The following is a 22,129-nucleotide window of genomic DNA, read 5'->3' as shown; positions in this document are numbered from 1 at the left end:
AAAAACGGAAGCGATGGCTTCCGTTTTTGTATTTAGGAGTAAGCTTAAAGCGCCGCTAAAATCGTTTCTGCTTTGCTTGCTTCAAACTCTTTTGGCTCTTCAACGTTAAGCTTAGCCACTGTGCCGTTTTCAATGATCATCGCGTAACGTTGTGAGCGAATACCACCAAAGCCGCCTGTATCCATTTCAAGACCCAATGCTTTAGTAAAGCTAGCGTCGCCATCACCCAACATCAGAATCTCAGAAGCGTTTTGAGCTTCGCCCCACGCTTGCATCACAAATGCATCGTTTACAGAAACGCACGCAATTAAATCAACACCTTTTGCCTTTAGCTCATCAGCTAATACCACATAGCCTGGTAGATGAGCTTCTGAACAGGTAGGGGTGAATGCGCCAGGTACAGCAAAGAGTACGACTTTCTTGTTCGCAAACAGTTCTGTAACGTCGTGGTTAACCATACCATCGGCAGTCAACTCACTTAGAGTTGCAACTGGTAGAGCTTGGCCTTGTTGAATCATGATTCTATTCCTTTTTGTGTGCTAGTTTAGCTTTCTCAGTCTAGCGTTTATAAATGCGGTTAACCACAGAGTCTTTGTAGGGTTTTAATACCTACGCGTTTGACCTAAGGCGTGGCACTATGCCTTTATTGCAACGCTTCGTGCTGGTTTACGTATTGGCTAACAAGGTGACGATATTTCGCCTTTAACTCGTTATCGATAAAGCTGGCATCAATCGCGTTCATTGTAAATTGGGCAAGTTCACTCTTACTCATTGGATGTGCGTTGTTGACGGCCAGAAAGTTATCCGTCATGTAGCCACCAAAGTACACAGGATCGTCTGAGTTAATCGTTACGGCGACACCTTTTCGTAGCAAATCCACAATATTGTGATCTTTCATATCGTCGAATACACATAGCTTAAGATTCGATAACGGACACACTGTCAGTGGCATTTGGCTTTCGATTAAGGATTCAACTAATGCTTCATCATCAACACAGCGAACACCGTGATCCACGCGGCTCACGTAAAGCATTTCAATTGCATCGCTAATATTTTGTGCGGGGCCTTCTTCACCTGCGTGAGCAACGGTAAGTAAGCCTTCTTCTACTGCTTGTTTAAATACGCGCTTGAATTTAGCTGGCGGATGACCTTGTTCTGAAGAATCTAGTCCAACACCAATGATCTTATCACGGTGTTTCAGAATAGCCTGTAGGGTCTCTATGGCGCTCTCTTCTGAAAGGTGACGGAGAAAACACGCAATAATTTGCGAGGTAATGCCAAGTTTTTCGTGACCATCTTTTAGCGCGCGAGCGATTCCATTGATAACAGTGTCAAAGTCTATGCCGCGTTCTGTGTGTGTTTGAGGGTCAAAAAAGATTTCGGTATGAACAACGTTGTCTTCTTTACAGTGCAGTAAGTATTCCCAAGTGAGATCGTAAAAATCTTGCTCCGTACGCAGAACTCCCGCTCCTTGGTAATAGAGGTCGAGAAATGATTGTAAGTCTGTGAACTGATATGCGCTGCGTAGTTCACTCGGAGAAGAGTAAGGGATCTCGATGCCGTTTCGTTTTGCTAATTTGAATAAGAGTTCCGGCTCAAGTGAACCTTCGATATGTAAGTGCAGCTCTACTTTTGGAAGACCTTGAATAAATGCGTTCATATTCCACCTTATGTGTATTGTGGATGCAGTTACTCTAAGAATAGGTATAGATAGAAATAAATCGAACGCTATCACAAAGAGTAAGACCCACGATGATCTCAACTCTTCGTAATCAGCACTTTGCGGGAACTGGTAGAGACCCCCAAACCATATCATTGGGGTTATACGAAGCAAACGAGAGGGATTATACGCAAAAATATCGCTTTGGCTATCCGCAAATAACCTAACTGTCATTAGCCACGGGTTTTCCTGTGAGCGAAACGACTATTTGCAAGTCACTTGAGTATAGAGGAGCCAGTTGTTTTTGCGTGTGTGAGAGGCACGTGTAATTAGAAGAGTAGTCTAAAAGAGTGGAGATTCGTTTGAGCAAAGGTAGGTGGCGGTACCTTGCACAACGATAAAGGCAGAGAAAGCACTAGAGAGCATTTATAGATCGAATAACTTATCAAATTCTCTTTGTTCCATAATGTCTTCTATGCGGCGTCGAGTTTTCTGCTTTACCGCCGCCGCGTTTTGTTCAGACTCTTTTTTGTCTTTTTCTGACTGCTTCTTACTTTTTCTAGCCATTGGATACCTTCCAAATTAGTTGCATTATCCATTAATGCATGAAAACTGAATCAGTTAACAGTAAAACTTCCTAACTTTGAACCTGAATCACAGAGAATAGTTCCAGATTGCGTTTTCTCACAATATTCAAAATCGATCATGAAGCTATGAGAAAGAAGTTTCGGTAATACGTGCCTTCGTAAAATATCACCATTTAATTGATGTATTTTAGCGTTCCAAGAGGTTTGAGGTTGTTCTAAATTAAATTCAATTTCTAACATTTATTCTCCTGTTTTTTAGTGATTTTCTCTTTGTTAAGTAATTGATACCAATGCCTTTGACGGCCAGTTCTTTTTGAGGACATGATTTTTCCTATAAATAATAAATTAAGCAGTACTATTCAGTTTATTTTAGATAGCACAAAGCAATGCCTAAAATTAGGCTGAGTGATTGATGAAAGAATATTTTTGAAGGAGAGAGGTTTGGTGCAGCATGGGCATGCTACACCAAGAAAAGCAGTCTTATAGAGGAGTTACTTCAGTCGCTTGAGGACCTTTTTTACCTTGCTCTACATTGAAGCTTACTTTCTGACCTTCAGTCAGTGTTTTGAAACCGTCAGAAACGATAGCGTTAAAGTGTACGAATACATCTTGGCCGCCGTTGTCTTGAGATAGAAAACCGAAGCCTTTAGTTTCGTTAAACCATTTTACTGAACCAGTTACTTTAGACATAAAAATACCTTTGAATTAAACATTAAAATTATGATTTGTTTTGTGGATCTTTTCTAAGCTATTGAATGTTCAATCAAGAGGAAGTTGTACGCAGGTGTCTGAATTGGGGATTCAAGATTTTACTGAGAGGAAACTTAAACTAAATGTTGCATTAACAGCTCTCTTCTAAGAGCCAAGGCACACTATACACCTTGTTTAGAAAATAGCTACATTTATTTTAGATAAATTAAATGTGCTCATTATTAACTCGATAAATTGTATTGTTCGAAAAAGTTGAATAAGTAGAACGAATAGTATGGCTCATAATTTTAGCTCATCAACCTAAAATAGAACCTTATCGATAGCCATAGATTGAACATGCGATTTGCAAGCGGTCACAAAGATAAACTAGGAGAACTAGTATGAGTACATTCAGAGAAATTCGTCAGCTTATTCCTGCGCAACCTACTGCTGATGGTGATGGAGTGAAAATTCGCCGAGTAGCGGGTTTCAATCATGCTAGCTTTTCTCCATTTTTGATGATGGATGAACTCAAATCAGAAGACCGCGCTGACTATATCGGCGGTTTCCCTCCGCATCCGCACCGAGGTATTGAGACGCTTACTTATATGTTGAAAGGTCATTTCCAGCATCGTGATCATATGGATAATGTTGGTGAGCTTCGTTCCGGTGGTGCACAGTGGATGGCGGCAGGAAGAGGCGTCATCCATAGCGAAATGCCTATTATGAAGGAAGGCGAATTGCATGGTTTCCAAATTTGGATTAACCAGCCTGCGAAAAATAAGATGCAGCCAGCTCAATATCATGACTTTCAACCTGAAACGATCACTGAGTTTGATACTCCGAATACGGGGGTTGTACGTTTGATTGCGGGTCATATGACTATAAACAACGAACGAATTCAGGGGCCGCTAACAGAGACAGGTGTTGCTGCCACGGTAGCCGATTGGAGAGCGATGGGGGGGCAAGCTTTGAATTTGAACACGGATCAAGACAACAACATGATGCTCTATGTCTATAAAGGTCGTATTCAATTAAAAGGTCGTGAGATCAATCAAGGCGAAATGGCCATTTTATCGAAAGGTGAATGGGTTGAATTGCAGGCCGAAAAAGAGAGTGGTGCACTGATCTTTATTGGTGAGCCAATTAATGAACCCGTGGTGCATTATGGCCCTTTTGTCATGAATAGCATGGAAGAGATAGAACAAGCCATCCAAGATTACAACTCTGGGTTGTTTGAAACTTACTAGTTTGGACTGCCTACTCGCTTTTTCAGTTAGCGAGCAAATTAAAACAGTTTTGAGCCTGAATATTGGGCTCGACCAGAAGCAAATACGATAATCCACTGCCATCGAATTTGCGTTAGCCACGTTTAATCCACGTGGCTTTTTTCTACTTCTGACTCCAGCGTATGATGGCTTCCTTTCCTGCTTCAATTCCTAACTCATAAGCATGACGCAGTGGTGCTGGCGATCGACTCAGCCGTTTCAACTTGAATGTTTCAGGAGGACACACTTGAATGATTTCGATACCAGGTGGTGGGTTGTTGATCAGCGCTAAGGTCTGATTGTAGCGAACTTCACGTGTCAACATAGGTTCAATTAATCCGGGCGTTTCTTTCAACATCCTCCTAGTTAGGGCGCTGAATCTTCCTCTTGGCTTTTGATAGCTTGCGGGCTGACTGCGTAAAACCATAATCTTTTTGGCTCCTCGCTTTATTGCTTCTGCAACAGGAAGTGCGTCTGAGACGCCACCATCAACGTATTGAATTCCGTTCAGTGATACGCCATTTCGGTAAAGTACAGGCAGTGCGCTGCTGGCTTTCATTGTTTCTGCCAAGTCGTCGACATCAGGAAGGTGGTACTCCGCTTGCCCATTGTCTTGACGCGTCACGCCTAAAAAGAAAGGTCGTGAATCAGCTTTGAGCGCAGATTTATCGATGCCAAGTTCTTCGAGGGTGACATTCCACATCCAGTCTAAGTTCATCATATCACCACCACGTAGAAGTTGAGATGGAGAGAAAAATTCTTTTCTTAAGCTGTAATCGAGGTAGATTTTTAAGTTACGTCCGGGCATTTTAGCTAAGTAGGCAGCCAAGTTGCTGGCACCCGCAGACACTCCCCAAAAGCTATCAAATGGAGAGAACTCGCTAGCAAGAAAATGATCGAGTATGCCGCATGAAAATACGCCTCGCATGGCTCCACCTTCGACAATCAATGCTCGAGAGCCTACTTTTTCCATCACTTCGCTCCACTCTTTATCAATCGGATAATAGCGTGCAGCTTAACGCATAATGGTTTTATACCCAAGTGGGCCAAAGGTCTAGGTTGCGTTCCTTTGAATAAAAAGGGCATCAACGGATGCCCTTGTCACTTTTAGCCTATGGAATTGCGGGTAATTGAGTCGCTAATTTAGTGAAGGAGACCGAGCCAATTAGCCCCCTTACATAGAGCCATACCTGTAGTCCCATACTGATCGTTGTTGGAATAGTTTGATGATCACTTGTTAAATAGGCATACAAACACTATCCAGAGCGTTGTAAGCAAAAGTAATGGGGTGAATACTTTCTGGATAGAAGCGCCATCAGTTAAATTGTAAATTTTGATGGATTCATTATAGAACGCTCGTTTGAATTCTTTGAAGCTAATGTCGCTCTTCGCATGCGACTGTTCATAGTGCTGGTGCGCTGCGTCCGATAGTTGGTATTCCAAGTCTTGGAGCTCGTACTCCTTGTTAAAAAACGCATCCCAAGCCGAAAGGCGGGCTATCGTTTTAGGAGATGGATCTCCATTTAGTTTCTCTAGACGTTTAGCATAAGCTGCTTGATATTTATCCACGGTATATTCCTGTCTGAATAGACGTTGAGTTAGAACATATGTAAAAAAGAAAAATAAGTAATAAAAGGTTTTTTACGTTCTATACCTGTGATAAATGCTAAAAATTTCAATGCTCTAGCACTCCGATGTCGCAAATGATATTGATGGAATTGCTCTGCGACAAATAAAATAATTACTCTAGATAACAACGAATTTTTGTTGTTTTTTTTAAAAACTGATCATGAGATTGAGTGGGGATTTTTACCGAGAAGAATTTCGCTACTGTAACTGTCTATATTTACTCAAAAAGAGAAAATCTTAGAAGCTTTCTTTGATTGATGTGAGATATTTTAGGTCGAAAAGCATTAATTTTGGCTATGCTTATAGTTCGTCTTTTTTGTTGTTGAACTCTACTTCGAGGGGGAAAGAACCCATATTTCGAGCATAGGATAGCTCGCTTTTTCGTTACGTCGTTCTTGGAGTTTGAATCAGTGACGACGCTATGAGTCTAGCATCTTGAACTCACTTGGGTGTATTGATTAATTATAAAAGTAAAGCAGTGCTGAGCTAGGATAAACTTCAACGTAAAGGTGACGGTATGAATATACAATCAGCCATTATTGAATATGCGATAGCGATTATAGGCTTACTTTTGACGGGCGTTACCCTCTGAGCATGACTGCCCAGAGGATAGAAAGTGCATTAGCCGATCGCTAACGATTGATGTTATATCGAGCCATTGCAGCTTCTTCAGACGATACAACCGTTTTACCAATTGGTGCGAGTGAAATAACCGCTAGTTTGAGGTGTTGGAGCGCAAACGGAATGCCGATTATGGTGACAAAGCATGCTGCTGCAGAAAGTACGTGACCGATAGCTAACCAAAGGCCTGCAAACACAAACCAAAGGACGTTACCAATAACGCCGAGCGGACTCGTGCCAATGTCCATTTCATTGGTCAATTCATCGCGTGAGATGGCCTCTTTACCGAATGGGAAAAAGGAAAAATTACCCATAACGATACACGCACGCCCCCAAGGTATTCCGATGATGCTAATAAAGGCCAAAATACCAAAAAACCACCATAGCAACCCCATAAATACGCCACCAAATACAAACCAAATGATGTTACCAAGTGTTCTCATTCTATTTCCTTTATTCTTGAATGTGATGATTCAGATACGTGAGAGCAGCGTAAAACAAATCTAAACCGTCTGTTTTGTCGATGTGTGCTTTCGTGCCCTCATTGACCTGATTGATAGAATAATCGCCGTAGTCTTAACAGAGAATGAATGCCTTCCCTAAGGCAAGTCTTTTTAGTATAGAGCGTAATACTCAATCAAGCATATAGCCAAGAATCGCATTATCTAGAGACAACTTTCTCGAGATATTGACAAATTTGCTCTGCCAATCGATGGCTGGCAACGTTGCGTGTTACTACTTCATCAGCAATATTTCCAGACTCAACGACGCCAAACCAATCGAGCAACATCGAATGGAAACCTTTACTCGTCAGCATTGGCGTCCAGTCTTTCAAATTGATTTTTTGCTCTTGGTTAGCTTGCCATAGTTTGCCTTCAACGAAGGAGTCGAACTCAACTGCCTTGTTTGCATAACAAGCTTGAACGCGCTCTGTAGTGATACCGAAGTGGCGATTCATCGAGGCGTGGAGCAAAGTATCTCCATGTTGCCACTGAATATCTAAACGCGCCAACTGACCACCTTCAAGTTGATGAGTTACATAAGCATCTTTTAGATCTGCTTTGGCTGTGACGTTAACGCTGTCTAATGGGTGAATAAAATCATCAAATATAAAGGTACGAACATCCCCCGGTAGTTGGTGACGGTTCTTTTCCCAGCGTAGCGACTTTAAGTCAGATATGTTGCCTTGCTGCACTTGTGGCATATGTTGGTTATAAAGTGGAATGTGACGACGGTTAAAGCCCACATAGAGTGGCTGTCTCTCTTTTTCGGCAATATCGTACAGCTTTTCGACGTCATCAGCACTGTTCGCTAATGGTTTGTCGACAAAGGTTGGGATTCCATGTTGCAGAAAAAATGCCGCTATTTGAAGGTGTACGCTTGTTGCCGCATGAATCATGACGGCATCGACGCCAAAGTGCAGAAGTTGTTGGTAGTCCTGGCAGATCTCTGAGATTCGATACTGCTTAGCCAGGCTCTCAAGTGTGTTTGGGTTGCGGGTACAAAATACAAGTTCGATATTTGGAAGCTGAGTGATAACAGGAAGGTATGCTTTCTGAGCGATATCCCCTAGACCAATAATACCAATTTTCATCCTAGTCCTTATCTCGATGTATGGATCGCGGACTGTCAGTATAACGCTTGGCGCGGCGATGAGTTTAAATACCTTGTTAGAAAAAGCCTGATTCACACTTTGAGCCAGGCTTTATTGAATGATTTAGGAAACGGCTCGGCAGGCTTTGAATATATCTAACTTGCTATCGTAGGCTTGAGTTTGTACATCCATAATGCCTAATAAAGAGTGGAACACGTTATCATGTGAGTATTGGCCTGCATTCTGTGCTTGTATATACAAACAGTCGGTATTGATCTGCTTCGCTTGTTTAAAGCCCGAAGACAGCCACATAATCAAAGGAACGCGTTTTTGGAAATCTGGTGCAAGGCCATAAGGCATACCATGTAAGAACAATCCGTTTTCGCCTAGTGACTCACCGTGATCCGATATGTAAATTAGCGCGGTATTATACTCAGACTCTAACGCTTTAAGTTTTTTGATGGTTTCTGCCAATACAAGATCGGTGTAGCGTATTGTATTGTCATATGTGTTCACTATTTGTTCGATGCTACAGTTTTCGATATCTGCACGTGGACAGTCTGGTTTAAAGAAGGCGTTGTCTCTTGGGTAACGCTGAAAGTAGGTCGGACCGTGGCTTCCTATAAGGTGCATGGCGACCACTCGGTTACCGTGCATATCCGCGACTTCCTGATCAAAATGATCTAATAGCGCCATGTCGTAACAAGTTTGGCCATTACACATAGGGCTTACTTGCTTTCGATCCACTTCGATTTTCTTGATCTTGTGGGCTACTTCTTTATCCCCACCGTCATTTTCTTTCCAAATGAGGTCAACCCCGGCGCGCTGCATTATATCGAGAGCATTGTCCTGGTTATCCGCTTTGGCGCGTTCAAACTCGTTTCGCGTGAGCTGTGAAAACATACAAGGCACAGATACAGCAGTCGCGGTGCCACAAGACGCGACGTCTTGAAATGAGATAACATCCAGTTTACTAGTATAAGGGTTTGTCTCTCGTGTATAGCCATTGAGTTGGTAGTTCTGAGTTCGAGCGGTTTCTCCTACGACAAAAACCAGTAGTGTTGGTTTGCTCTGTGCTTGCTGTACGGCGCTATTTGACTGCTTTGCATCTGTGCCGATTTCTCGATATGGCTCTGGCGTGGTGAAATATTTTTCCTTCACATACCCGGTCGCGCTGTAAACGAACTGGGTGGGTATGATGATTTTTTTTAGGTGGCTATTGTTGCGCCCTACAGATGCGTAGTCTTGATAGTACACGCTGGCAATGACGGCGATGACAGCTAGCGACGACAGCATCGATACTAATTTGGTAACAGAGAAGTACAGTAATTGGTGACGTTGAGATTGCAGCTTGACCCTAAAGACAATTATCGCTGGGATAACTCCCATAATCAGCGTCCAAATTACAGAGTGAGCACTCAGGTAAGAACTCGCCTCGCTCGAATCGGTTTCAACAATATTGGCAATCATTCCAGAATCGAAAAGTGTGCCATAGTTATAGCTTGCGTAGCTCACCATACTTGAAACAATGATTAAAATTATAAAGAACGGCTTGCCGATCCAAGGCCAACTAAATAAATTAAAAAGGAAATTGAGCGCGGCAAGAAAGAAAATTGGTATTGTGATAATAAATCCAATCTTGACATTATCTAAGTGTGTAAAGATGCCGATCAGTTCTTTATAAATAGGGATATTTACGACGAGAGCGAAATACAGCGCCAACAGGAAAGTAAAGGTAACGTAAGAGATACCTCTCTGTTGTAAATCATGTGTCTTCATTATGAGTGTCTTGAATAAAAATTAGAGCAAGAACGAAGCCCAAATAAAAAGGGCAAGAGTTAACGCAACAAATACTGCTGCTGAGCCAATATCTTTGGCTCTACCACTGAGCTCGTGCCAGTCATCGCTAACACGGTCGACAACCGCTTCTACGGCGGAATTAATGAGTTCGACGATCAATACCAAGAACAGGCTACTGATCATCAGCACTCTTTCGTATGTGGTGACAGGAAGGAAAAAAGCACAGACGGAAAGCACCAAGGCGAGAATCAATTCTTGTCTAAAAGCGGCTTCGTGTGTCCATGCGGCTTTCAATCCTTGAAATGAATAGCCGGTCGCATCCATGACACGGCGTATACCTGTTTTACCTGGCTTCAAAATATGACCTTACTATTTAAGCATTGGGATGGAACACATATCCCAGAGAGGTAACGAGATTAATCGTTACAGCGTGAAACATTTGTGAATAGAATCCATCGCGCGATAATTTAAGAAAAGTGCTTATTTAATCAAGATCGTAGACGGTATAGCCTTTGTGCTGGAGGCATTTACGCAATACGAGAGATTGAGTTTTGGTTGAATCATTTGTTCCACTCAAAGCACCAGCTCCAGCTCCTACAGCACCGCCGGCAGCAGCACCGACAGCCGCTCCACCTAATCCGTCTTCTAGCGCACCAGCAGCTGCGCCGATCAATGCGCCTGTAACTGCCCCATTAGTGGCTTCAGATTTCGCTGCCTCTGATTTGTCGACATTTTCTGCATAGCCTTGGCAGTAAAGAAAGTCTTGTTCATATGTACTAGGGTCGACATTGGTCATGTCGACGACAGGTTTTTGGTTGTAGGCGCAAGCTGTAAGCGTAGAAGTAAGCGCCATAATCAGGATAAAAGATTTATACATGAGTACTATCCATTTAGTGTGTGAATCTTATGGATTAAATGTACACTGTTTTATTGTTGGGCTCTGTCGCTTGAGTGTATTGAAGTGTCGTCTTCTGTAAACGGGGTAGGAAGGTTAAGTTAACTGTCTGATTTTTTGAGGCTAAGTGTGAAGCAAGCTCCTCCAAGTGGGCTATGGTAAATCGAAACTTCTCCACGTTGAAGCTCCATTATCTGTCTGACAATCGCCAAACCGAGCCCAAACCCGCTCGTCTTTTTGTTGCGAGATTCATCCGCGCTGTAAAATGGTTCGAATAGATGAGGCCAATGCTTTTCTTCAATACCTATGCCATCATCATGAACATTGATGAAGCAGCGGTGCTGATCGTGTTTTATCTCTACTAAAATCTGCTTATCTGCGTACCGCATTGCATTGCGCAGCAAGTTATCTAAGGCTCGCTTTAACAATTTTGGGTCAGCAAACGCAAGAACGTTTTCTGAGTTTACTTCTTGAAGCGAGATAGCGAGCGTAGTCTCTTTTTGCCATCTCTGTCGTAACTCTTTGACTAAGTTGAATAGGACGACTTCTTCTTGAGTTTGTAATGCTGTGTCAGGACGCTCCATCTTTGCGTAGTAAAGCAATTCTTCAACCATTTCTTCCATCTCGTCAATGTCTTCGACGATACTGTAAACATACTTTTTCTGTTGTTCAGTTAAGGTTGAATCCGATAACAAATCTGCTTGCCATTGTAAGCGGAAGATTGGGGTACGCAATTCATGTGCAACGGCGTTAGTTAGCATTTTATTGCTAGTGATCAAGCGAGATACTTTATCGGCCATCGTGTTAAAGCTTTTGTTTAACGTCCCAACAGACTTAGCGCTTGAGGTACTAGCTCGAGCCTTGAAGTTACCTGAGGCAAACTCAACGGTCACTCTCTCTAGCTCTCGAATCCGACGGCTTAAGAACCAGATCAACAATATGCAATACAGAGCAAATCCAGCTAAAAAGAACAACCAAACGATATTGTCATCAAAGTTGGCAGCTTTAACCACAGGACTATTCGGATTATCGCTCATTTTAAAGATAGGCGTGCTCGCATCTAGGCGGAACCAGATATCCCTTTCTTCATCGTAAGCGACGTTAACGGAGGTATCACTTTCAAACGCCTTTTTGATGTCTGTTGGAAGCTCTTCAAGCGTATGAGGCACCAACAAACGATGGCTTGATGTGGCAAATTGTTCCAACTGTTGTTGAGTATATTCTAATCCGTGTTCTTTATAGATAGGGTAGATCAGATCGTGAAAAGCTTGACCCTCATGCTCTTGTAATAGGTAGTCATAATCTGTGTTGATCTCATAAACTAAGAACTCGTATCCCCACAAGCTAGCCATAAACAGAATGATAAGGCCAACAAAGCTTTCCAGATAAATCCGTCTCATTATTCATTCCATGCATCAGGCATAAATAGGTAGCCTTTGCCGCGAACGGTAATGATTTTTTGTGGTGAGCAAGAAGCATCGCCTAGCTTCTTTCTCAGTGTCACTATGCGATTATCAATGGTGCGGTCTGTTCCATCGTATTCAATACCACGTAGTGTTTTGGTCAGCCACTCACGTGATAGTGTTTTTTCAGCATGCGTAGCAAGAACCCACAACAAATCGAACTCGCCGTCTGTCAGCGCAATTTCTTCTTGGTTCATTACGCACGATTTACGCAACCGGTTTAAACACAGAACACCAATTTGTAGGCAGTTTTCGGACTCGGTAGGCGCCGCCTCTTTTCTTCTTAATAGCATGCGAATACGAGCTAGCAATACGCGAGGTTTGATGGGTTTAGTAACAAAGTCATCTGCGCCTATTTCTAATGCGGCGACATGATCGAAGTCATCATCACTTGCTGTCAGCATCAACACTTTGCCTTTGTAGCATTCTCGGATTTGACGACATACACTCAGACCATCTTGCCCGGGTAGCATCAAATCTAACAGCACTACGTCTGGTTGTGTGTCAATAATCGCATTAGGTGCGTCCGTCCCATTGTCGATACATTTGACCTGAAAACCTTGTTCAACAAAATACTCACCCAACATAGTTTGTAATTTGGGATCGTCTTCCACAATGATTAGAGATGGTTTGATTTGTTGTGCGTTCATTTAAGTGATGTATACAATATTTAATATCAATGGAACTTAAACAAATTTACGAATTATTTCAAATAAAGCTTTCTCAGAATAAGGTTATCGGATGAGTTAATTGGATAAAATTGCCAATTAATGATTTAAATCTAATCACCTATCACATTTAGAGAGATGCAAAAAGGCGCAACGTTTGCGCCTAGGTATGGAATCTTAAAGCGAAATTACCGCTTATTCGGTGGTACACACGACGCTGTTGTCGCTGCCAAATGCATTTGGAACGTAAGCATCAGCTTGTGGGTCATTTTCCCACTTCGCGTCATCGAGCAAGTAACGGAACTGAACGTTCTGCGCTTTAGGTAAGCGGGTTTTAAATTTAAACTGACGACTTTTCTTCACTAATTTCATCGGTTCTGGCTGCCAGTTGTTGAAGTCTCCAGCAATTTGGACAGAGTCCCACTGATCTTTATCTAGCTCGAACGTGACTTCGACTTCATCTTTTGTCTTAAAGAATCTCTTTTTAAGCATTGATCTTTCCTTGTTCGTACAAAAACCGTTCTAACTATTACTCGTGTTTCATAATGATTTCAAGTTTTATCGAATTGTTGCTGGTATCTGATGAGGGGAGTATCCGAACGGTGAATAGCTCGTTGTCCTGGTTTCGTGTACTGAGGGAGCGTTAGAGAGAAAATTCACTAGCCTAAAATAGTCAAAGAACAGAGTTTGTTAGCGAGCCGAGAGTCCGTATCTTGAAGTCAAATCGTTATCATGTATTATCTTAAATCACCATTTTCCTTGATGTAGCTATGTTGAAGTTTAACCGTACATTGTTGACTGCGATAGTTTGCTTAGTTGCTATGCTTTTGAGTAGTGTCGCTCCTGTGGCGCAGGCTTCCGCTCCGATGAAAACAATTGAAGTACGCGATCTTATTGTTCAACAGGCTGCTCTGCACAAACAACTTGGCGTCAATGACGACTGCGTAGAATCACATCACGATGAGTCAGCCATCAATAAGGCACAACAATCTCACACGAGTTGTAGCTCTTCCTGCATGGTCAAAATTCCCGCCAACTTATCTCAAAACGACTTACTGCTTCTTCCTTATAGCCTTGCCTTGATTGATAGGCCTCTAGTCGAAAAAGTAGTGACAGTGATCACCAAACTTTATCGTCCTCCGATTGTTTAATTCCTCATCTCAAATTACTTGGGGTTTCCCCCTTTTTACCAAATGAAATGATTTGGCATTTGAATGCCATAAGGAAATAAACAATGAAAAAACTACTTGCCTTATGTAGTGCACTTTTACTGACTTTTACCGCTCATGCAGCGCAATTTGAAGAAGGGAAGCACTACAAAGTTCTGGATGTTAAGAAAGCATCGAAACCTGTTGTGACGGAATTCTTTTCTTTTTATTGCCCACATTGCTACAAGTTTGAGTCGCTTATTGAGCGTTTAAAACCTGCTCTGCCAAAAGAGGCAAAGTTTGAAAAGGTACATGTGGGGTTCATGGGCGGAGATATGGCGATTCCGATGGCCAAGTCCTACGCGACGATGGTGTCGCTAGGAGTTGAAGATACAATGATTCCTGCTATGTTTGCCCAAATTCATCAAAAGCGACAAGCGCCAAAAGACGAAGCTGAGCTGAAACAGCTGTTCGTTGATAATGGCGTCGAAGGTAAGAAGTTTGATGCGGCGTACAATAGTTTCGCCGTAAACTCAATGCAGAAAGGTTTTGATAAGCAATTCTCTGCCAGCACGTTGAGAGGGGTTCCGGGTGTGGTTGTGAACAATAAATACATTGTTTTGGCCAACGAAATTCGTACTTACGACGAGTACAATCAATTAGTTAATTACTTATTGACGCTGTAACTGTAAATAGCATTGAAGCTTAAAAATGGCGACGGTAGAGTCGCCATTTTTTATGCTTATCACTTTCGTATTATCTAAGAACGCTTGTACATGCTTGAGTCGGAACACTAGTCATAAATATGGCATGCGGATAAAACAAGCTAGCAGCAGTGATTGCAACATTACATGGCTGAGCAATCGTGGTTTTAATCACATTGGTAAGCACGGCGCCTGTATTATTTACTGTTTGAGCGGCGGCTTGTTGTGCCTGGTAAGACACGCAACCTGTCGTTGCATTGATCATCGCAGTGCTAAACAAAAGTTTGCGAAAAAACATATTCATATCCTTTGTGAATGCTTTGAATTACTTATATGTGGATTGATTCATAAATGAAACAAAACAGTGTTCAAAATATGTGTGCATTCACGAAATGAACATTGTTTTATAAAAAGACGTTTTTTTGTGATCTTAGTACTGGACAGACCAGGTTATGAAACTAAAGCCAATCCGTGCATTACGATTACGCCGAAGGTCAGTTTGCTCCTCATTCCTTGATATCCCTTGGGCTCGGCGTCTTGTTCGACTTTCCTCACGAGCTTTTCTGCATACCAAACAGCAAGGTACCCAATTGCTAAGAGTAGGGTTGCGACTGCGTAATGTTTGTGGCCCTGCAGTAATGCGCCCCAAGCCAGTAAGACAAAAAGGTTGCTGAGAATTAATATATTTCGGCTAAGGCGATGGTAGTAATGCTCAATGCCATTACCCCAAAGGATGCCGGATAAAAAACTTAATATAACGGCGCTATATGCGATGAAAAATTGCTGACCACTTAAATTGAAGAGTGAGATGTCAGTGAAAATCAGCCCTAAACTAAACACAAATGGAACCAGGCCTAAGTAACCGAGTTGTAGCATGGTTGAGCGTGTTGTCATGGTCGTCACCTTATAATTGTTGCTCTATCATATTGGTAAGCGTAGTACTTGTCGGTGATGTGGAGCTTGGAAAAGTAGCAATAACTTTACCTTCAGAGCTAATTAGAAACTTGTAGAAGTTCCATTTTGGTTTTATGCCTGCTTGGTTAGTAATCTGGTTGAAGACTGGGTTCGCATCTACACCTAATACTGAAGAGCGAGCCATCATTGGAAAGGTTACCCCGTAATCGAGATAACAGACTTTCGCAGTGTTCGTTTCGCTTCCTCTATCTTGTCGAAAGTCATTGCTCGGGAAACCGATAACGGTGAAGTTTTGGTCTTTGTAAGTTTGATAGAGGGTTTCTAACTGTTCGAACTGAGGAGTGAAGCCGCACTGGCTTGCTGTATTGACGATTAGTAGTGTCTTTCCCTTAAAGCTTTCGCATAGATCGACTTCTTCCGTTGAGTTTAACAACCTTTGCTTACCTTGAAGAATATCAGGGCACTCAGATGCAAGAGCAAGCGAATTCATGGAGAGAAAGCTAACGAGAGCGGCGAAGTTCAGTAATCCTTTCATGGTGTTGTTCCCCTTGTTTTCAATAAGTATAACTACTTAAGTGCAAAGAGGATCGATCAAAAAAGCCGCACAAATGCGCGGCTTTTTCAAGAGCTGAGATCTGACTATGCCAGTTTCAACTCGAACTGGTTCAGGTACATTACCATGTCTTCAATCGTCAGTACCGGCATGTTGTGCAGGCGACCGAATGCTACGATCTCCGGTGCCTTTGCCATCGTGCCATCTGGATTGGTCACTTCACACAGTACGCCAGCGGGTTGAAGCCCTGCCATTTGCATCAGATCAATCGTACCTTCTGTGTGACCACGGCGAGTCATTACACCACCTGGACGTGCGCGCAGAGGGAATACGTGACCCGGGCGAGCAAGATCTTCCGGTTTTGCGTGCGGGTTTGCCGCCGTTTTAATGGTCGTTACGCGGTCTGCTGCTGAAACACCCGTTGTTACACCAACTTTCGCTTCAATAGAAACCGTAAATGCGGTTTGGTTTGCGCTGTTGTTGTTTACCACCATTGGAGGCAGTTCCAGTTTGTCTGCTTGAGCATCTGTTAAGCACAAACAAACGATGCCGCTACATTCGCGGATCATCAATGCCATTTGCTCGTTAGTGAGGTGCTCGACTGAATAAATGATATCGCCTTCGTTTTCGCGATCTTCATCATCAAGAAGCAGTACGCCACGGCCTTCTTTTAAAGCGATAAGTGCGTTTTCAACGCGAGTAATTGGGTCGCCGAATTCGGCAAGTAGTGATGACTGATTCATGGTTAACTCCTAAATTTCACCAGAATCAGGGCGGTATGAGAGATCGCCGTAAAATACGATCAAAAAGAAGTGCACCAGCATTCTTAGCGATCTGACTCGCTATGCTGGTGTATTCTTATTCTCTTTCATCCGGACTATAACCGTCGGCTCTGGCATCTCACCAGATCTGCTGACCTCGACGAATCGAGCGCTCGCGGGCTCACTTGAAAAAGTATACCGCCGGTGGGGAATTTCGCCCCGCCCTGAGAACAATTAAAAATGTACCACTTCATCCAAGTTGTGAAGAAGTGGAGCTAGGATAGTACTGCGAACTGAATAGCTTGGAAAGTCGATTCCATCTGTATGATGGAAAAGTGTGCTATCGACGGAAATAATCTGTGCGAATAAAGTGATCAATCTGCTGCGGCACGAAGGTGTTGTAAATCAGGCTCGTATGCGTTTGCTTCACTTCGATATGATCTTGCATACCGTCCAGTCTTGTCTCTTCCACGGTAACGGTACCGTCCGACATGGTGTTGTCATTACGGATCAACAATGGGCGAGCACCAATCGGCATCGTTCCTGCGATACTGCCGAGTTTTTGAGGGAGATCCCAAGCGTCATCATGTTTGTTTAATCCGTGGTGTGGCGAATTGCCTAAAATTGCACCCAATCCGAGATCTTGAATTCGGCCTACAATGGACGCGCCTTTAAGAGGCGAACCGATAGCGACAACATGAGAGATTAAGTTAGTGCTCGGTTTTCTGTTGGCGAGATAGCGCTTAATCATCAAGCCTCCCAAGCTGTGTCCCACGAGGACGTTTGTGGTCAGTGGATTAAGCGAATGATCAATAGAATCAAACAGTGAAGACTCATCGATAGCAACAGTGTTATAGCTGAGTACTTGCGTTTCGTATCCGAGTTTTCTCAGCTTTTGGCTAAGAGGCTGCATGACCAGCCCATGCATATAAAGACCATGTAAGATGATGATTTTCATAATACCTCCTAGATTTATGACGTCGTAGATATCCTACTCTAATTGACAAGAAACTACTTGTGCTTTGTGGTGCATATTTACGTTTTGCTGCAAAGTTTGACTGCTGTAGCAAGCGACTCAGCCCAGTAAATCCTGTACTTGTTGTTGCAATTGATGACGATTTAAAGACGCAGGACTTAACACTTCACCGATAACAACATCCACTTTTGACCAAAAACGAGTCGGTCGTTTTGTGAGAGCATGTCCGCCTTTATGGCTGAAAAAAGAACCCCAAAGCCCTTTTAACGCCATAGGGATGACAGGAACAGGGTTACGTTCAAGGATTTTCTCTACACCAGGGCGAAACTCACCCAATTGACCGTTAGACGTTAAACGACCCTCAGGGAAGATACAGACAACCTCACCGTCGTAAAGTGCTTGTTCAATCTGTTCAAATGCTCGTCGGTAAGTGTCGGCACACTTACGTGGAGAACAGATCGGGATAACACCGGCATGACGGAATACATATTTAAGAACAGGTAGCTCGCTGATGGACTTGTCCATCACAAAACGAACCGGGCGAGTAGAGGTTCCCATCAAAATCAACGCATCGACATAGCTAACATGGTTAGCCACGATTAACACAGCACCTTGTTCAGGAATATGTTGACGCCCCTTTACAGACACACGATACATACAATGGCTGAGTAAATAACTGATAAAGCGTTGTGTGAATTCCGGTACTTGACGATAGACATAGACTGCCACGAAGAAGTTACCTATTGCCATCATGGCAAACAGTTCCACAATAGAAAGCTCTAGTACGCTGAGTACAACGATCGAAACCAAAGCAGACACCACCATAAACAATGCATTCATGATGTTGTTAGCAGCAATGGCACGTGCACATTCCCCTTTGTTTGAACGCGATTGGATGAACGCATAAAGAGGAACAATAAAGACACCGCCGCTTACACCAACAAGGAACAGGTCAATCATGACGCGCAGATGTTTGGATTCAGCAACGAAGCTTTGCACATCATAAAAGTGCACCGGAAGCGATGGATAACTCGGGACTGCCCATAGCAAGTCGACGCCAAACACAGTCAGTCCAAGGATACCGAATGGCAAAATACCAAGCTCAACGTGGTTGAAAGAGAGCTTTTCACACAACCAAGAGCCTGTCGCGATACCAATGGAAAACAATGCCAACAGTAAAGAAACGACAGTACTGTCTGCAAACAAATGTTCGCGTGCGAAGTTAGGGAATTGAGTTAGGTAAGTCGCACCCATGAACCAGAACCAACTGATGGCAAGAATAGACATCCAGATGCCTCTCTGCTTTTTTGCCACTTTTAACGTGTTCTTTAAACCAGAAATCGGCTCAAATTTCGCTTTGTCATTCGATTGGCTAGGCATCGCTGGAATATTCACGCTGCTCATGAACCCAAGCAAAGACAAGGCAATCACTACACAAGAAGCAATCAAGGTACCATTAGGAATGGATAGCAGCAGGCCTGCACTAAGCGTACCTATAAGAATCGAAAGGAACGTGCCCATTTCAACCCAAGCATTTCCTTTAACAAGCTCATTTGGTTTGAGCGCTTGTGGTAGTAAGGCGTATTTCACGGGGCCAAAATAGGCCGATTGAGTGCCTGTCATAAACAGCAGAACCAGCATCAGCATGGCACTTTGGGTGGCAATAGCGGTTGCTGCGCAAGACATGATAGCCAGCTCGATGAGCTTTAGACGTCGGATTAATTTGGCTTTGTCCATGCTGTCAGCGACGGCACCAGCATGCGCTGAGAATAGAAAGAAAGGTAGGATGAATAAGCCTGCCGCCAAATTAACGAATAGATTGACGGATATTGGTAGGTTATCAATTTGGCTGTATGTGACCATCAATAACAGAACGTTTTTGTAGATGTTGTCATTGAGTGCGCCAAGGCATTGCGTCACAAAGTAAGGAAAAAAGCGTTTTGAGAAAAACATACGGGCCCCGATTAAACAAAGTCGAATGAGATGGGAGCACTTTATGCTCAATGAACGATTAAACCAGCTTTCTCTTTCAAGTGACGTTGTACGCCACCAAAAGTAACAAAATTCGTTACTTTTATTTCCATTTGTTTATTGAGTTACTAACTGCGAGACTTGTTGGGGAGTTTTCTTTCCCATGGTTCAAACAAAGGGAACGTCCAGCGACGCATCGCAATAATCAGAGAGGTGCCGTGTTTTTCGTCCATATCGAGAGAGCTATCATTTTGGCAAGCCTGATAAAACTCATCGATGACCTTTTGCAGTTTCTGTTGTAGCTTCTTGTTGGTTGGTACACTCATCAATCCTGTTGCCATGGAGAACTTTTCATCTTCACCAGAAAAGTAGCTTTGGAAAAAGGCGTCTTGAACTTGCTGTTGGAAGAACCGTTGAATAGGGCCGCCCATCTGCCACTTAAATGTCGGAGATATACGCAAACGAATTTTGTTATTTGGCTGCAAGTCGATGATGTTCAGACGATCCAAATGAGCAAGCTTTTGCACCAGTTCCAACTCATTGAAGGTGTATTGCTGAACGATTTGCTCAAACTGATAGCCATTTACAACACAGATTGCCACGAGTAGCAGGGCTTTATCATCAACCAACTGCTTTTCTTGCTCTAACGTTAGCGACTCTAGACCTTTATTGTGCGCAGCCGCAAGCTTAAACAGGTCCGCCATTTCTAAACCAATCAATTGGCAAATGCGTTCTAAGCGTTCAAGACTAATGTGTTGACCTTCAGCGAGTAAACGTTTGACGCTTCCTTCACTTAAATCAAGGTGTTGTGCAACATCCGCATAATGCAGCCCAGCTAACTTTAGTTGGCGTTTAAGCTCTTTAATTAACGTATAGCTTTCTGACATTTACGCTGTTACCTCGTCGTGTAACTGCTCTAGGTACGTTTGCATAAAGGTTTTGCGTTTTTGCGCTTCGCGTCTTGCTGACTCTGTGTTCATAGTTTCGGCGATTTTGAATAACTTGGTCTGAAAGTGATCCAGAGTGAATTGTTTATCGTTAAGTTCACGTTCTTCGGCAAATATATCGCTGTCGTTGTAAAGTTGCGCGTTAAATTGAGTGCTGACTTGAATGCATCGCGTCACGCCAATTGCGCCTAAAGCGTCCAGACGGTCGGCATCTTGGACGATTTTGGCTTCTAACGTATTTGGCCTGATGTTTGCGCTAAAGCTGTGTGCCTCTATCGCATGAGCAATGGCATCATGATATTGCTGCGGATAATCGATACTCTCTAAAAATGCGACCGCTTTTTTGGCTGCGATGATTGAGCTCTCTTTGCGATTTGGGTGATCTTTCGGGTAAGTAAAGCAATCATGCAAATAGGCAGCCGGTAATACAATCGCGATGTCTGCACTTTCTTCTTTGCAGAGCTGTTTCGCTGTTTTGACCACGCGTTTTACGTGTTTAAGATCATGAGCTGCATCCACTTGCATCTCTTGCTGCATAAATTCCAAAAATTGCGGTTCTATCTGGCTTAATGACGTCATGGTTCATATCTACAACTAAAATGAAGTCAGAAGTATGCCCAACGCTTAGAATAATTTCCAAGTGCGATGGTGTAATTGAGATTCAGCCACCAGAACCTTGTGCAACGTTTGGTACTGAGCCGTTTTATATGGCCTTTCAATGTGTTCAGCGGTTTATGAGACAAGAATAGACAGAGCGAGCAGTGATGTTTACCATGACCCGTCCTGATATGGGTTGACACTTTTTAACTAAAACGCTCGATGTACTTCATCGGGCGTTTTGTATTTTAAAGCCGTATGAGGCCTCATTTGATTATAGATATCTACGGACTCTGCTACCATCGTCCTTGCTTCTTTCAGATCTTTCGGTTTCTTCAGCAAGAGCTCCATTTTGAGTATCCCATTTACACGCTCAGCTAAAGCATTCTGATAACAGTCATTCCCGTCTGTCATTGAGCAAGTCACTCTATGTTTCTTATGGATATCTTGATATTCCTTCGAACAGTATTGTGAGCCTCTATCTGAGTGGTGTATTAGCTTTTCTTCACTCTGCCGTTGCCTGAGAGCTGAGATAAATGCCCGCTTAACTGATTGAGTTTTCATGTTGTCATCCACATAAAAACCAACAATCTTCCTTGAATAAGCGTCTGTAACCAAGCTGAGATAACTCTCTCCATTTTGAGTTGGCAAGTAAGTAATATCAGCAACCCACAGTTGTTCT

Annotated in this window: 27 protein-coding genes and 2 riboswitches; of the genes, 3 read left to right on the top strand and 24 right to left on the bottom strand. The window is 43.0% G+C overall.

What is annotated here, in order from left to right:
- Positions 1–44: 44 nt before the first annotated feature.
- From R7F64_RS09015 to R7F64_RS08995, 5 genes are all read right to left on the bottom strand, one after another.
- On the bottom strand, positions 45–518 hold the full coding sequence (locus tag R7F64_RS09015; RefSeq protein ID WP_053304562.1) for a peroxiredoxin: 474 nt from the start codon (positions 516–518) through the stop codon (positions 45–47).
- A gap of 125 nt (positions 519–643) precedes the next feature.
- Positions 644–1,660 carry an adenosine deaminase gene (locus tag R7F64_RS09010; protein WP_005373696.1) on the bottom strand — a complete coding sequence of 339 codons (1,017 nt, stop codon included), beginning with the start codon at positions 1,658–1,660 and terminating at the stop codon, positions 644–646.
- A gap of 89 nt (positions 1,661–1,749) precedes the next feature.
- Positions 1,750–1,849: riboswitch (purine riboswitch) on the bottom strand.
- Between the two features lie 237 nt (positions 1,850–2,086).
- Positions 2,087–2,227 (bottom strand): PA3496 family putative envelope integrity protein, encoded by a 141-nt coding sequence (locus R7F64_RS09005; protein WP_017633782.1) that lies wholly within the window; start codon positions 2,225–2,227, stop codon positions 2,087–2,089.
- Positions 2,228–2,277: 50 nt separating this feature from the next.
- The gene (locus R7F64_RS09000; RefSeq protein ID WP_005373692.1) at positions 2,278–2,487 is read right to left on the bottom strand and encodes a hypothetical protein; all 210 of its coding nucleotides are present in this window, start codon (positions 2,485–2,487) and stop codon (positions 2,278–2,280) included.
- Positions 2,488–2,727: 240 nt separating this feature from the next.
- Positions 2,728–2,937, bottom strand: a complete 210-nt coding sequence (locus tag R7F64_RS08995; protein ID WP_005373691.1) for a cold-shock protein — start codon at positions 2,935–2,937, stop codon at positions 2,728–2,730.
- 401 nt (positions 2,938–3,338) lie between these two features.
- Between R7F64_RS08995 and R7F64_RS08990 the strand changes: the two genes are divergently transcribed.
- Positions 3,339–4,187 (top strand): pirin family protein, encoded by an 849-nt coding sequence (locus tag R7F64_RS08990; protein WP_017635146.1) that lies wholly within the window; start codon positions 3,339–3,341, stop codon positions 4,185–4,187.
- A 142-nt stretch (positions 4,188–4,329) separates the two neighbouring features.
- On the opposite strand, the gene R7F64_RS08985 is transcribed toward R7F64_RS08990, so the two are convergent.
- The 10 genes from R7F64_RS08985 to R7F64_RS08940 all read right to left on the bottom strand — a co-directional run bounded on the left by R7F64_RS08985 (position 4,330) and on the right by R7F64_RS08940 (position 13,367).
- Positions 4,330–5,178 (bottom strand): patatin family protein, encoded by an 849-nt coding sequence (locus R7F64_RS08985; RefSeq protein WP_213963456.1) that lies wholly within the window; start codon positions 5,176–5,178, stop codon positions 4,330–4,332.
- 257 nt (positions 5,179–5,435) lie between these two features.
- The gene (locus R7F64_RS08980; protein WP_017635147.1) at positions 5,436–5,774 is read right to left on the bottom strand and encodes a hypothetical protein; all 339 of its coding nucleotides are present in this window, start codon (positions 5,772–5,774) and stop codon (positions 5,436–5,438) included.
- A 692-nt stretch (positions 5,775–6,466) separates the two neighbouring features.
- The gene (locus tag R7F64_RS08975; RefSeq protein WP_005373685.1) at positions 6,467–6,898 is read right to left on the bottom strand and encodes a YccF domain-containing protein; all 432 of its coding nucleotides are present in this window, start codon (positions 6,896–6,898) and stop codon (positions 6,467–6,469) included.
- Between the two features lie 218 nt (positions 6,899–7,116).
- Positions 7,117–8,049, bottom strand: coding sequence for a Gfo/Idh/MocA family oxidoreductase (locus R7F64_RS08970; protein WP_318071608.1), 933 nt, complete (start codon positions 8,047–8,049; stop codon positions 7,117–7,119).
- Between the two features lie 123 nt (positions 8,050–8,172).
- Complete coding sequence (locus R7F64_RS08965) at positions 8,173–9,828, bottom strand: phosphoethanolamine--lipid A transferase (RefSeq protein ID WP_318071607.1); 1,656 nt, start codon at positions 9,826–9,828, stop codon at positions 8,173–8,175.
- A gap of 21 nt (positions 9,829–9,849) precedes the next feature.
- Positions 9,850–10,206, bottom strand: a complete 357-nt coding sequence (locus R7F64_RS08960) for a diacylglycerol kinase (protein ID WP_017635149.1) — start codon at positions 10,204–10,206, stop codon at positions 9,850–9,852.
- Positions 10,207–10,333: 127 nt separating this feature from the next.
- Positions 10,334–10,726, bottom strand: coding sequence for a hypothetical protein (locus R7F64_RS08955; RefSeq protein WP_005385575.1), 393 nt, complete (start codon positions 10,724–10,726; stop codon positions 10,334–10,336).
- Positions 10,727–10,845: 119 nt separating this feature from the next.
- Entirely contained in the window at positions 10,846–12,144 is a 1,299-nt protein-coding gene (locus R7F64_RS08950; RefSeq protein WP_213879782.1) for an ATP-binding protein, read from the bottom strand.
- The gene (locus R7F64_RS08945; RefSeq protein ID WP_104980484.1) at positions 12,144–12,857 is read right to left on the bottom strand and encodes a response regulator; all 714 of its coding nucleotides are present in this window, start codon (positions 12,855–12,857) and stop codon (positions 12,144–12,146) included. The genes R7F64_RS08950 and R7F64_RS08945 overlap by 1 nt, the downstream gene beginning before the upstream one ends.
- A gap of 213 nt (positions 12,858–13,070) precedes the next feature.
- A complete protein-coding gene (locus R7F64_RS08940) occupies positions 13,071–13,367 on the bottom strand; it encodes an isoamylase early set domain-containing protein (protein ID WP_005373671.1) in 297 nt (98 codons plus the stop codon).
- 278 nt (positions 13,368–13,645) lie between these two features.
- Between R7F64_RS08940 and R7F64_RS08935 the strand changes: the two genes are divergently transcribed.
- Both R7F64_RS08935 and R7F64_RS08930 read left to right on the top strand, forming a co-directional pair.
- Complete coding sequence (locus R7F64_RS08935) at positions 13,646–14,026, top strand: hypothetical protein (RefSeq protein ID WP_005373669.1); 381 nt, start codon at positions 13,646–13,648, stop codon at positions 14,024–14,026.
- Positions 14,027–14,109: 83 nt separating this feature from the next.
- Positions 14,110–14,709, top strand: a complete 600-nt coding sequence (locus tag R7F64_RS08930; RefSeq protein WP_005373667.1) for a thiol:disulfide interchange protein DsbA/DsbL — start codon at positions 14,110–14,112, stop codon at positions 14,707–14,709.
- A 70-nt stretch (positions 14,710–14,779) separates the two neighbouring features.
- Here the strand turns inward: R7F64_RS08930 and R7F64_RS08925 are convergent, their stop codons facing one another.
- The 9 genes from R7F64_RS08925 to R7F64_RS08885 form a co-directional block, all read right to left on the bottom strand.
- A complete protein-coding gene (locus tag R7F64_RS08925) occupies positions 14,780–15,025 on the bottom strand; it encodes a hypothetical protein (RefSeq protein ID WP_005373664.1) in 246 nt (81 codons plus the stop codon).
- A gap of 152 nt (positions 15,026–15,177) precedes the next feature.
- Positions 15,178–15,621 carry a DUF3429 domain-containing protein gene (locus R7F64_RS08920; protein WP_005396352.1) on the bottom strand — a complete coding sequence of 148 codons (444 nt, stop codon included), beginning with the start codon at positions 15,619–15,621 and terminating at the stop codon, positions 15,178–15,180.
- Positions 15,622–15,631: 10 nt separating this feature from the next.
- Positions 15,632–16,177 (bottom strand): glutathione peroxidase, encoded by a 546-nt coding sequence (locus R7F64_RS08915; protein WP_005373657.1) that lies wholly within the window; start codon positions 16,175–16,177, stop codon positions 15,632–15,634.
- A gap of 104 nt (positions 16,178–16,281) precedes the next feature.
- On the bottom strand, positions 16,282–16,938 hold the full coding sequence (gene ribB / locus R7F64_RS08910; protein WP_005373655.1) for a 3,4-dihydroxy-2-butanone-4-phosphate synthase: 657 nt from the start codon (positions 16,936–16,938) through the stop codon (positions 16,282–16,284).
- Between the two features lie 113 nt (positions 16,939–17,051).
- Positions 17,052–17,192, bottom strand: a riboswitch (FMN riboswitch).
- A 104-nt stretch (positions 17,193–17,296) separates the two neighbouring features.
- Complete coding sequence (locus R7F64_RS08905; protein ID WP_005385580.1) at positions 17,297–17,914, bottom strand: cob(I)alamin adenolsyltransferase/cobinamide ATP-dependent adenolsyltransferase; 618 nt, start codon at positions 17,912–17,914, stop codon at positions 17,297–17,299.
- Between the two features lie 117 nt (positions 17,915–18,031).
- A complete protein-coding gene (locus R7F64_RS08900; protein ID WP_258456922.1) occupies positions 18,032–19,885 on the bottom strand; it encodes an MFS transporter in 1,854 nt (617 codons plus the stop codon).
- A gap of 146 nt (positions 19,886–20,031) precedes the next feature.
- Complete coding sequence (locus R7F64_RS08895) at positions 20,032–20,790, bottom strand: helix-turn-helix domain-containing protein (RefSeq protein ID WP_054574577.1); 759 nt, start codon at positions 20,788–20,790, stop codon at positions 20,032–20,034.
- A complete protein-coding gene (locus tag R7F64_RS08890; RefSeq protein WP_115386528.1) occupies positions 20,791–21,429 on the bottom strand; it encodes an HD domain-containing protein in 639 nt (212 codons plus the stop codon).
- 228 nt (positions 21,430–21,657) lie between these two features.
- A partial coding sequence (locus tag R7F64_RS08885) for an IS3 family transposase (RefSeq protein ID WP_318071606.1) occupies positions 21,658–22,129 on the bottom strand: 472 nt, incomplete at its 5' end.

This window comes from Vibrio sp. Vb1980, from assembly GCF_033338615.1.
Lineage (GTDB): Bacteria > Pseudomonadota > Gammaproteobacteria > Enterobacterales > Vibrionaceae > Vibrio > Vibrio alginolyticus.
The sequence above is the reverse complement of the archived record's forward strand: the minus strand, read 5'-3'. Positions and strand labels throughout refer to the sequence as shown.

Bases quoted from the DNA above. Each gene is read 5' to 3' on its own strand.
- R7F64_RS09015 (WP_053304562.1), bottom strand. From the start codon at position 518: ATGATTCAACAAGGCCAAGCTCTACCAGTTGCAACTCTAAGTGAGTTG.
- R7F64_RS09010 (WP_005373696.1), bottom strand. From the start codon at position 1,660: ATGAACGCATTTATTCAAGGTCTTCCAAAAGTAGAGCTGCACTTACAT.
- R7F64_RS09005 (WP_017633782.1), bottom strand. From the start codon at position 2,227: ATGGCTAGAAAAAGTAAGAAGCAGTCAGAAAAAGACAAAAAAGAGTCT.
- R7F64_RS09000 (WP_005373692.1), bottom strand. From the start codon at position 2,487: ATGTTAGAAATTGAATTTAATTTAGAACAACCTCAAACCTCTTGGAAC.
- R7F64_RS08995 (WP_005373691.1), bottom strand. From the start codon at position 2,937: ATGTCTAAAGTAACTGGTTCAGTAAAATGGTTTAACGAAACTAAAGGC.
- R7F64_RS08990 (WP_017635146.1), top strand. From the start codon at position 3,339: ATGAGTACATTCAGAGAAATTCGTCAGCTTATTCCTGCGCAACCTACT.
- R7F64_RS08985 (WP_213963456.1), bottom strand. From the start codon at position 5,178: ATGGAAAAAGTAGGCTCTCGAGCATTGATTGTCGAAGGTGGAGCCATG.
- R7F64_RS08975 (WP_005373685.1), bottom strand. From the start codon at position 6,898: ATGAGAACACTTGGTAACATCATTTGGTTTGTATTTGGTGGCGTATTT.
- R7F64_RS08970 (WP_318071608.1), bottom strand. From the start codon at position 8,049: ATGAAAATTGGTATTATTGGTCTAGGGGATATCGCTCAGAAAGCATAC.
- R7F64_RS08965 (WP_318071607.1), bottom strand. From the start codon at position 9,828: ATGAAGACACATGATTTACAACAGAGAGGTATCTCTTACGTTACCTTT.
- R7F64_RS08955 (WP_005385575.1), bottom strand. From the start codon at position 10,726: ATGTATAAATCTTTTATCCTGATTATGGCGCTTACTTCTACGCTTACA.
- R7F64_RS08950 (WP_213879782.1), bottom strand. From the start codon at position 12,144: ATGAGACGGATTTATCTGGAAAGCTTTGTTGGCCTTATCATTCTGTTT.
- R7F64_RS08945 (WP_104980484.1), bottom strand. From the start codon at position 12,857: ATGAACGCACAACAAATCAAACCATCTCTAATCATTGTGGAAGACGAT.
- R7F64_RS08940 (WP_005373671.1), bottom strand. From the start codon at position 13,367: ATGCTTAAAAAGAGATTCTTTAAGACAAAAGATGAAGTCGAAGTCACG.
- R7F64_RS08935 (WP_005373669.1), top strand. From the start codon at position 13,646: ATGTTGAAGTTTAACCGTACATTGTTGACTGCGATAGTTTGCTTAGTT.
- R7F64_RS08930 (WP_005373667.1), top strand. From the start codon at position 14,110: ATGAAAAAACTACTTGCCTTATGTAGTGCACTTTTACTGACTTTTACC.
- R7F64_RS08925 (WP_005373664.1), bottom strand. From the start codon at position 15,025: ATGTTTTTTCGCAAACTTTTGTTTAGCACTGCGATGATCAATGCAACG.
- R7F64_RS08920 (WP_005396352.1), bottom strand. From the start codon at position 15,621: ATGACAACACGCTCAACCATGCTACAACTCGGTTACTTAGGCCTGGTT.
- R7F64_RS08915 (WP_005373657.1), bottom strand. From the start codon at position 16,177: ATGAAAGGATTACTGAACTTCGCCGCTCTCGTTAGCTTTCTCTCCATG.
- ribB (WP_005373655.1), bottom strand. From the start codon at position 16,938: ATGAATCAGTCATCACTACTTGCCGAATTCGGCGACCCAATTACTCGC.
- R7F64_RS08905 (WP_005385580.1), bottom strand. From the start codon at position 17,914: ATGAAAATCATCATCTTACATGGTCTTTATATGCATGGGCTGGTCATG.
- R7F64_RS08900 (WP_258456922.1), bottom strand. From the start codon at position 19,885: ATGTTTTTCTCAAAACGCTTTTTTCCTTACTTTGTGACGCAATGCCTT.
- R7F64_RS08895 (WP_054574577.1), bottom strand. From the start codon at position 20,790: ATGTCAGAAAGCTATACGTTAATTAAAGAGCTTAAACGCCAACTAAAG.
- R7F64_RS08890 (WP_115386528.1), bottom strand. From the start codon at position 21,429: ATGACGTCATTAAGCCAGATAGAACCGCAATTTTTGGAATTTATGCAG.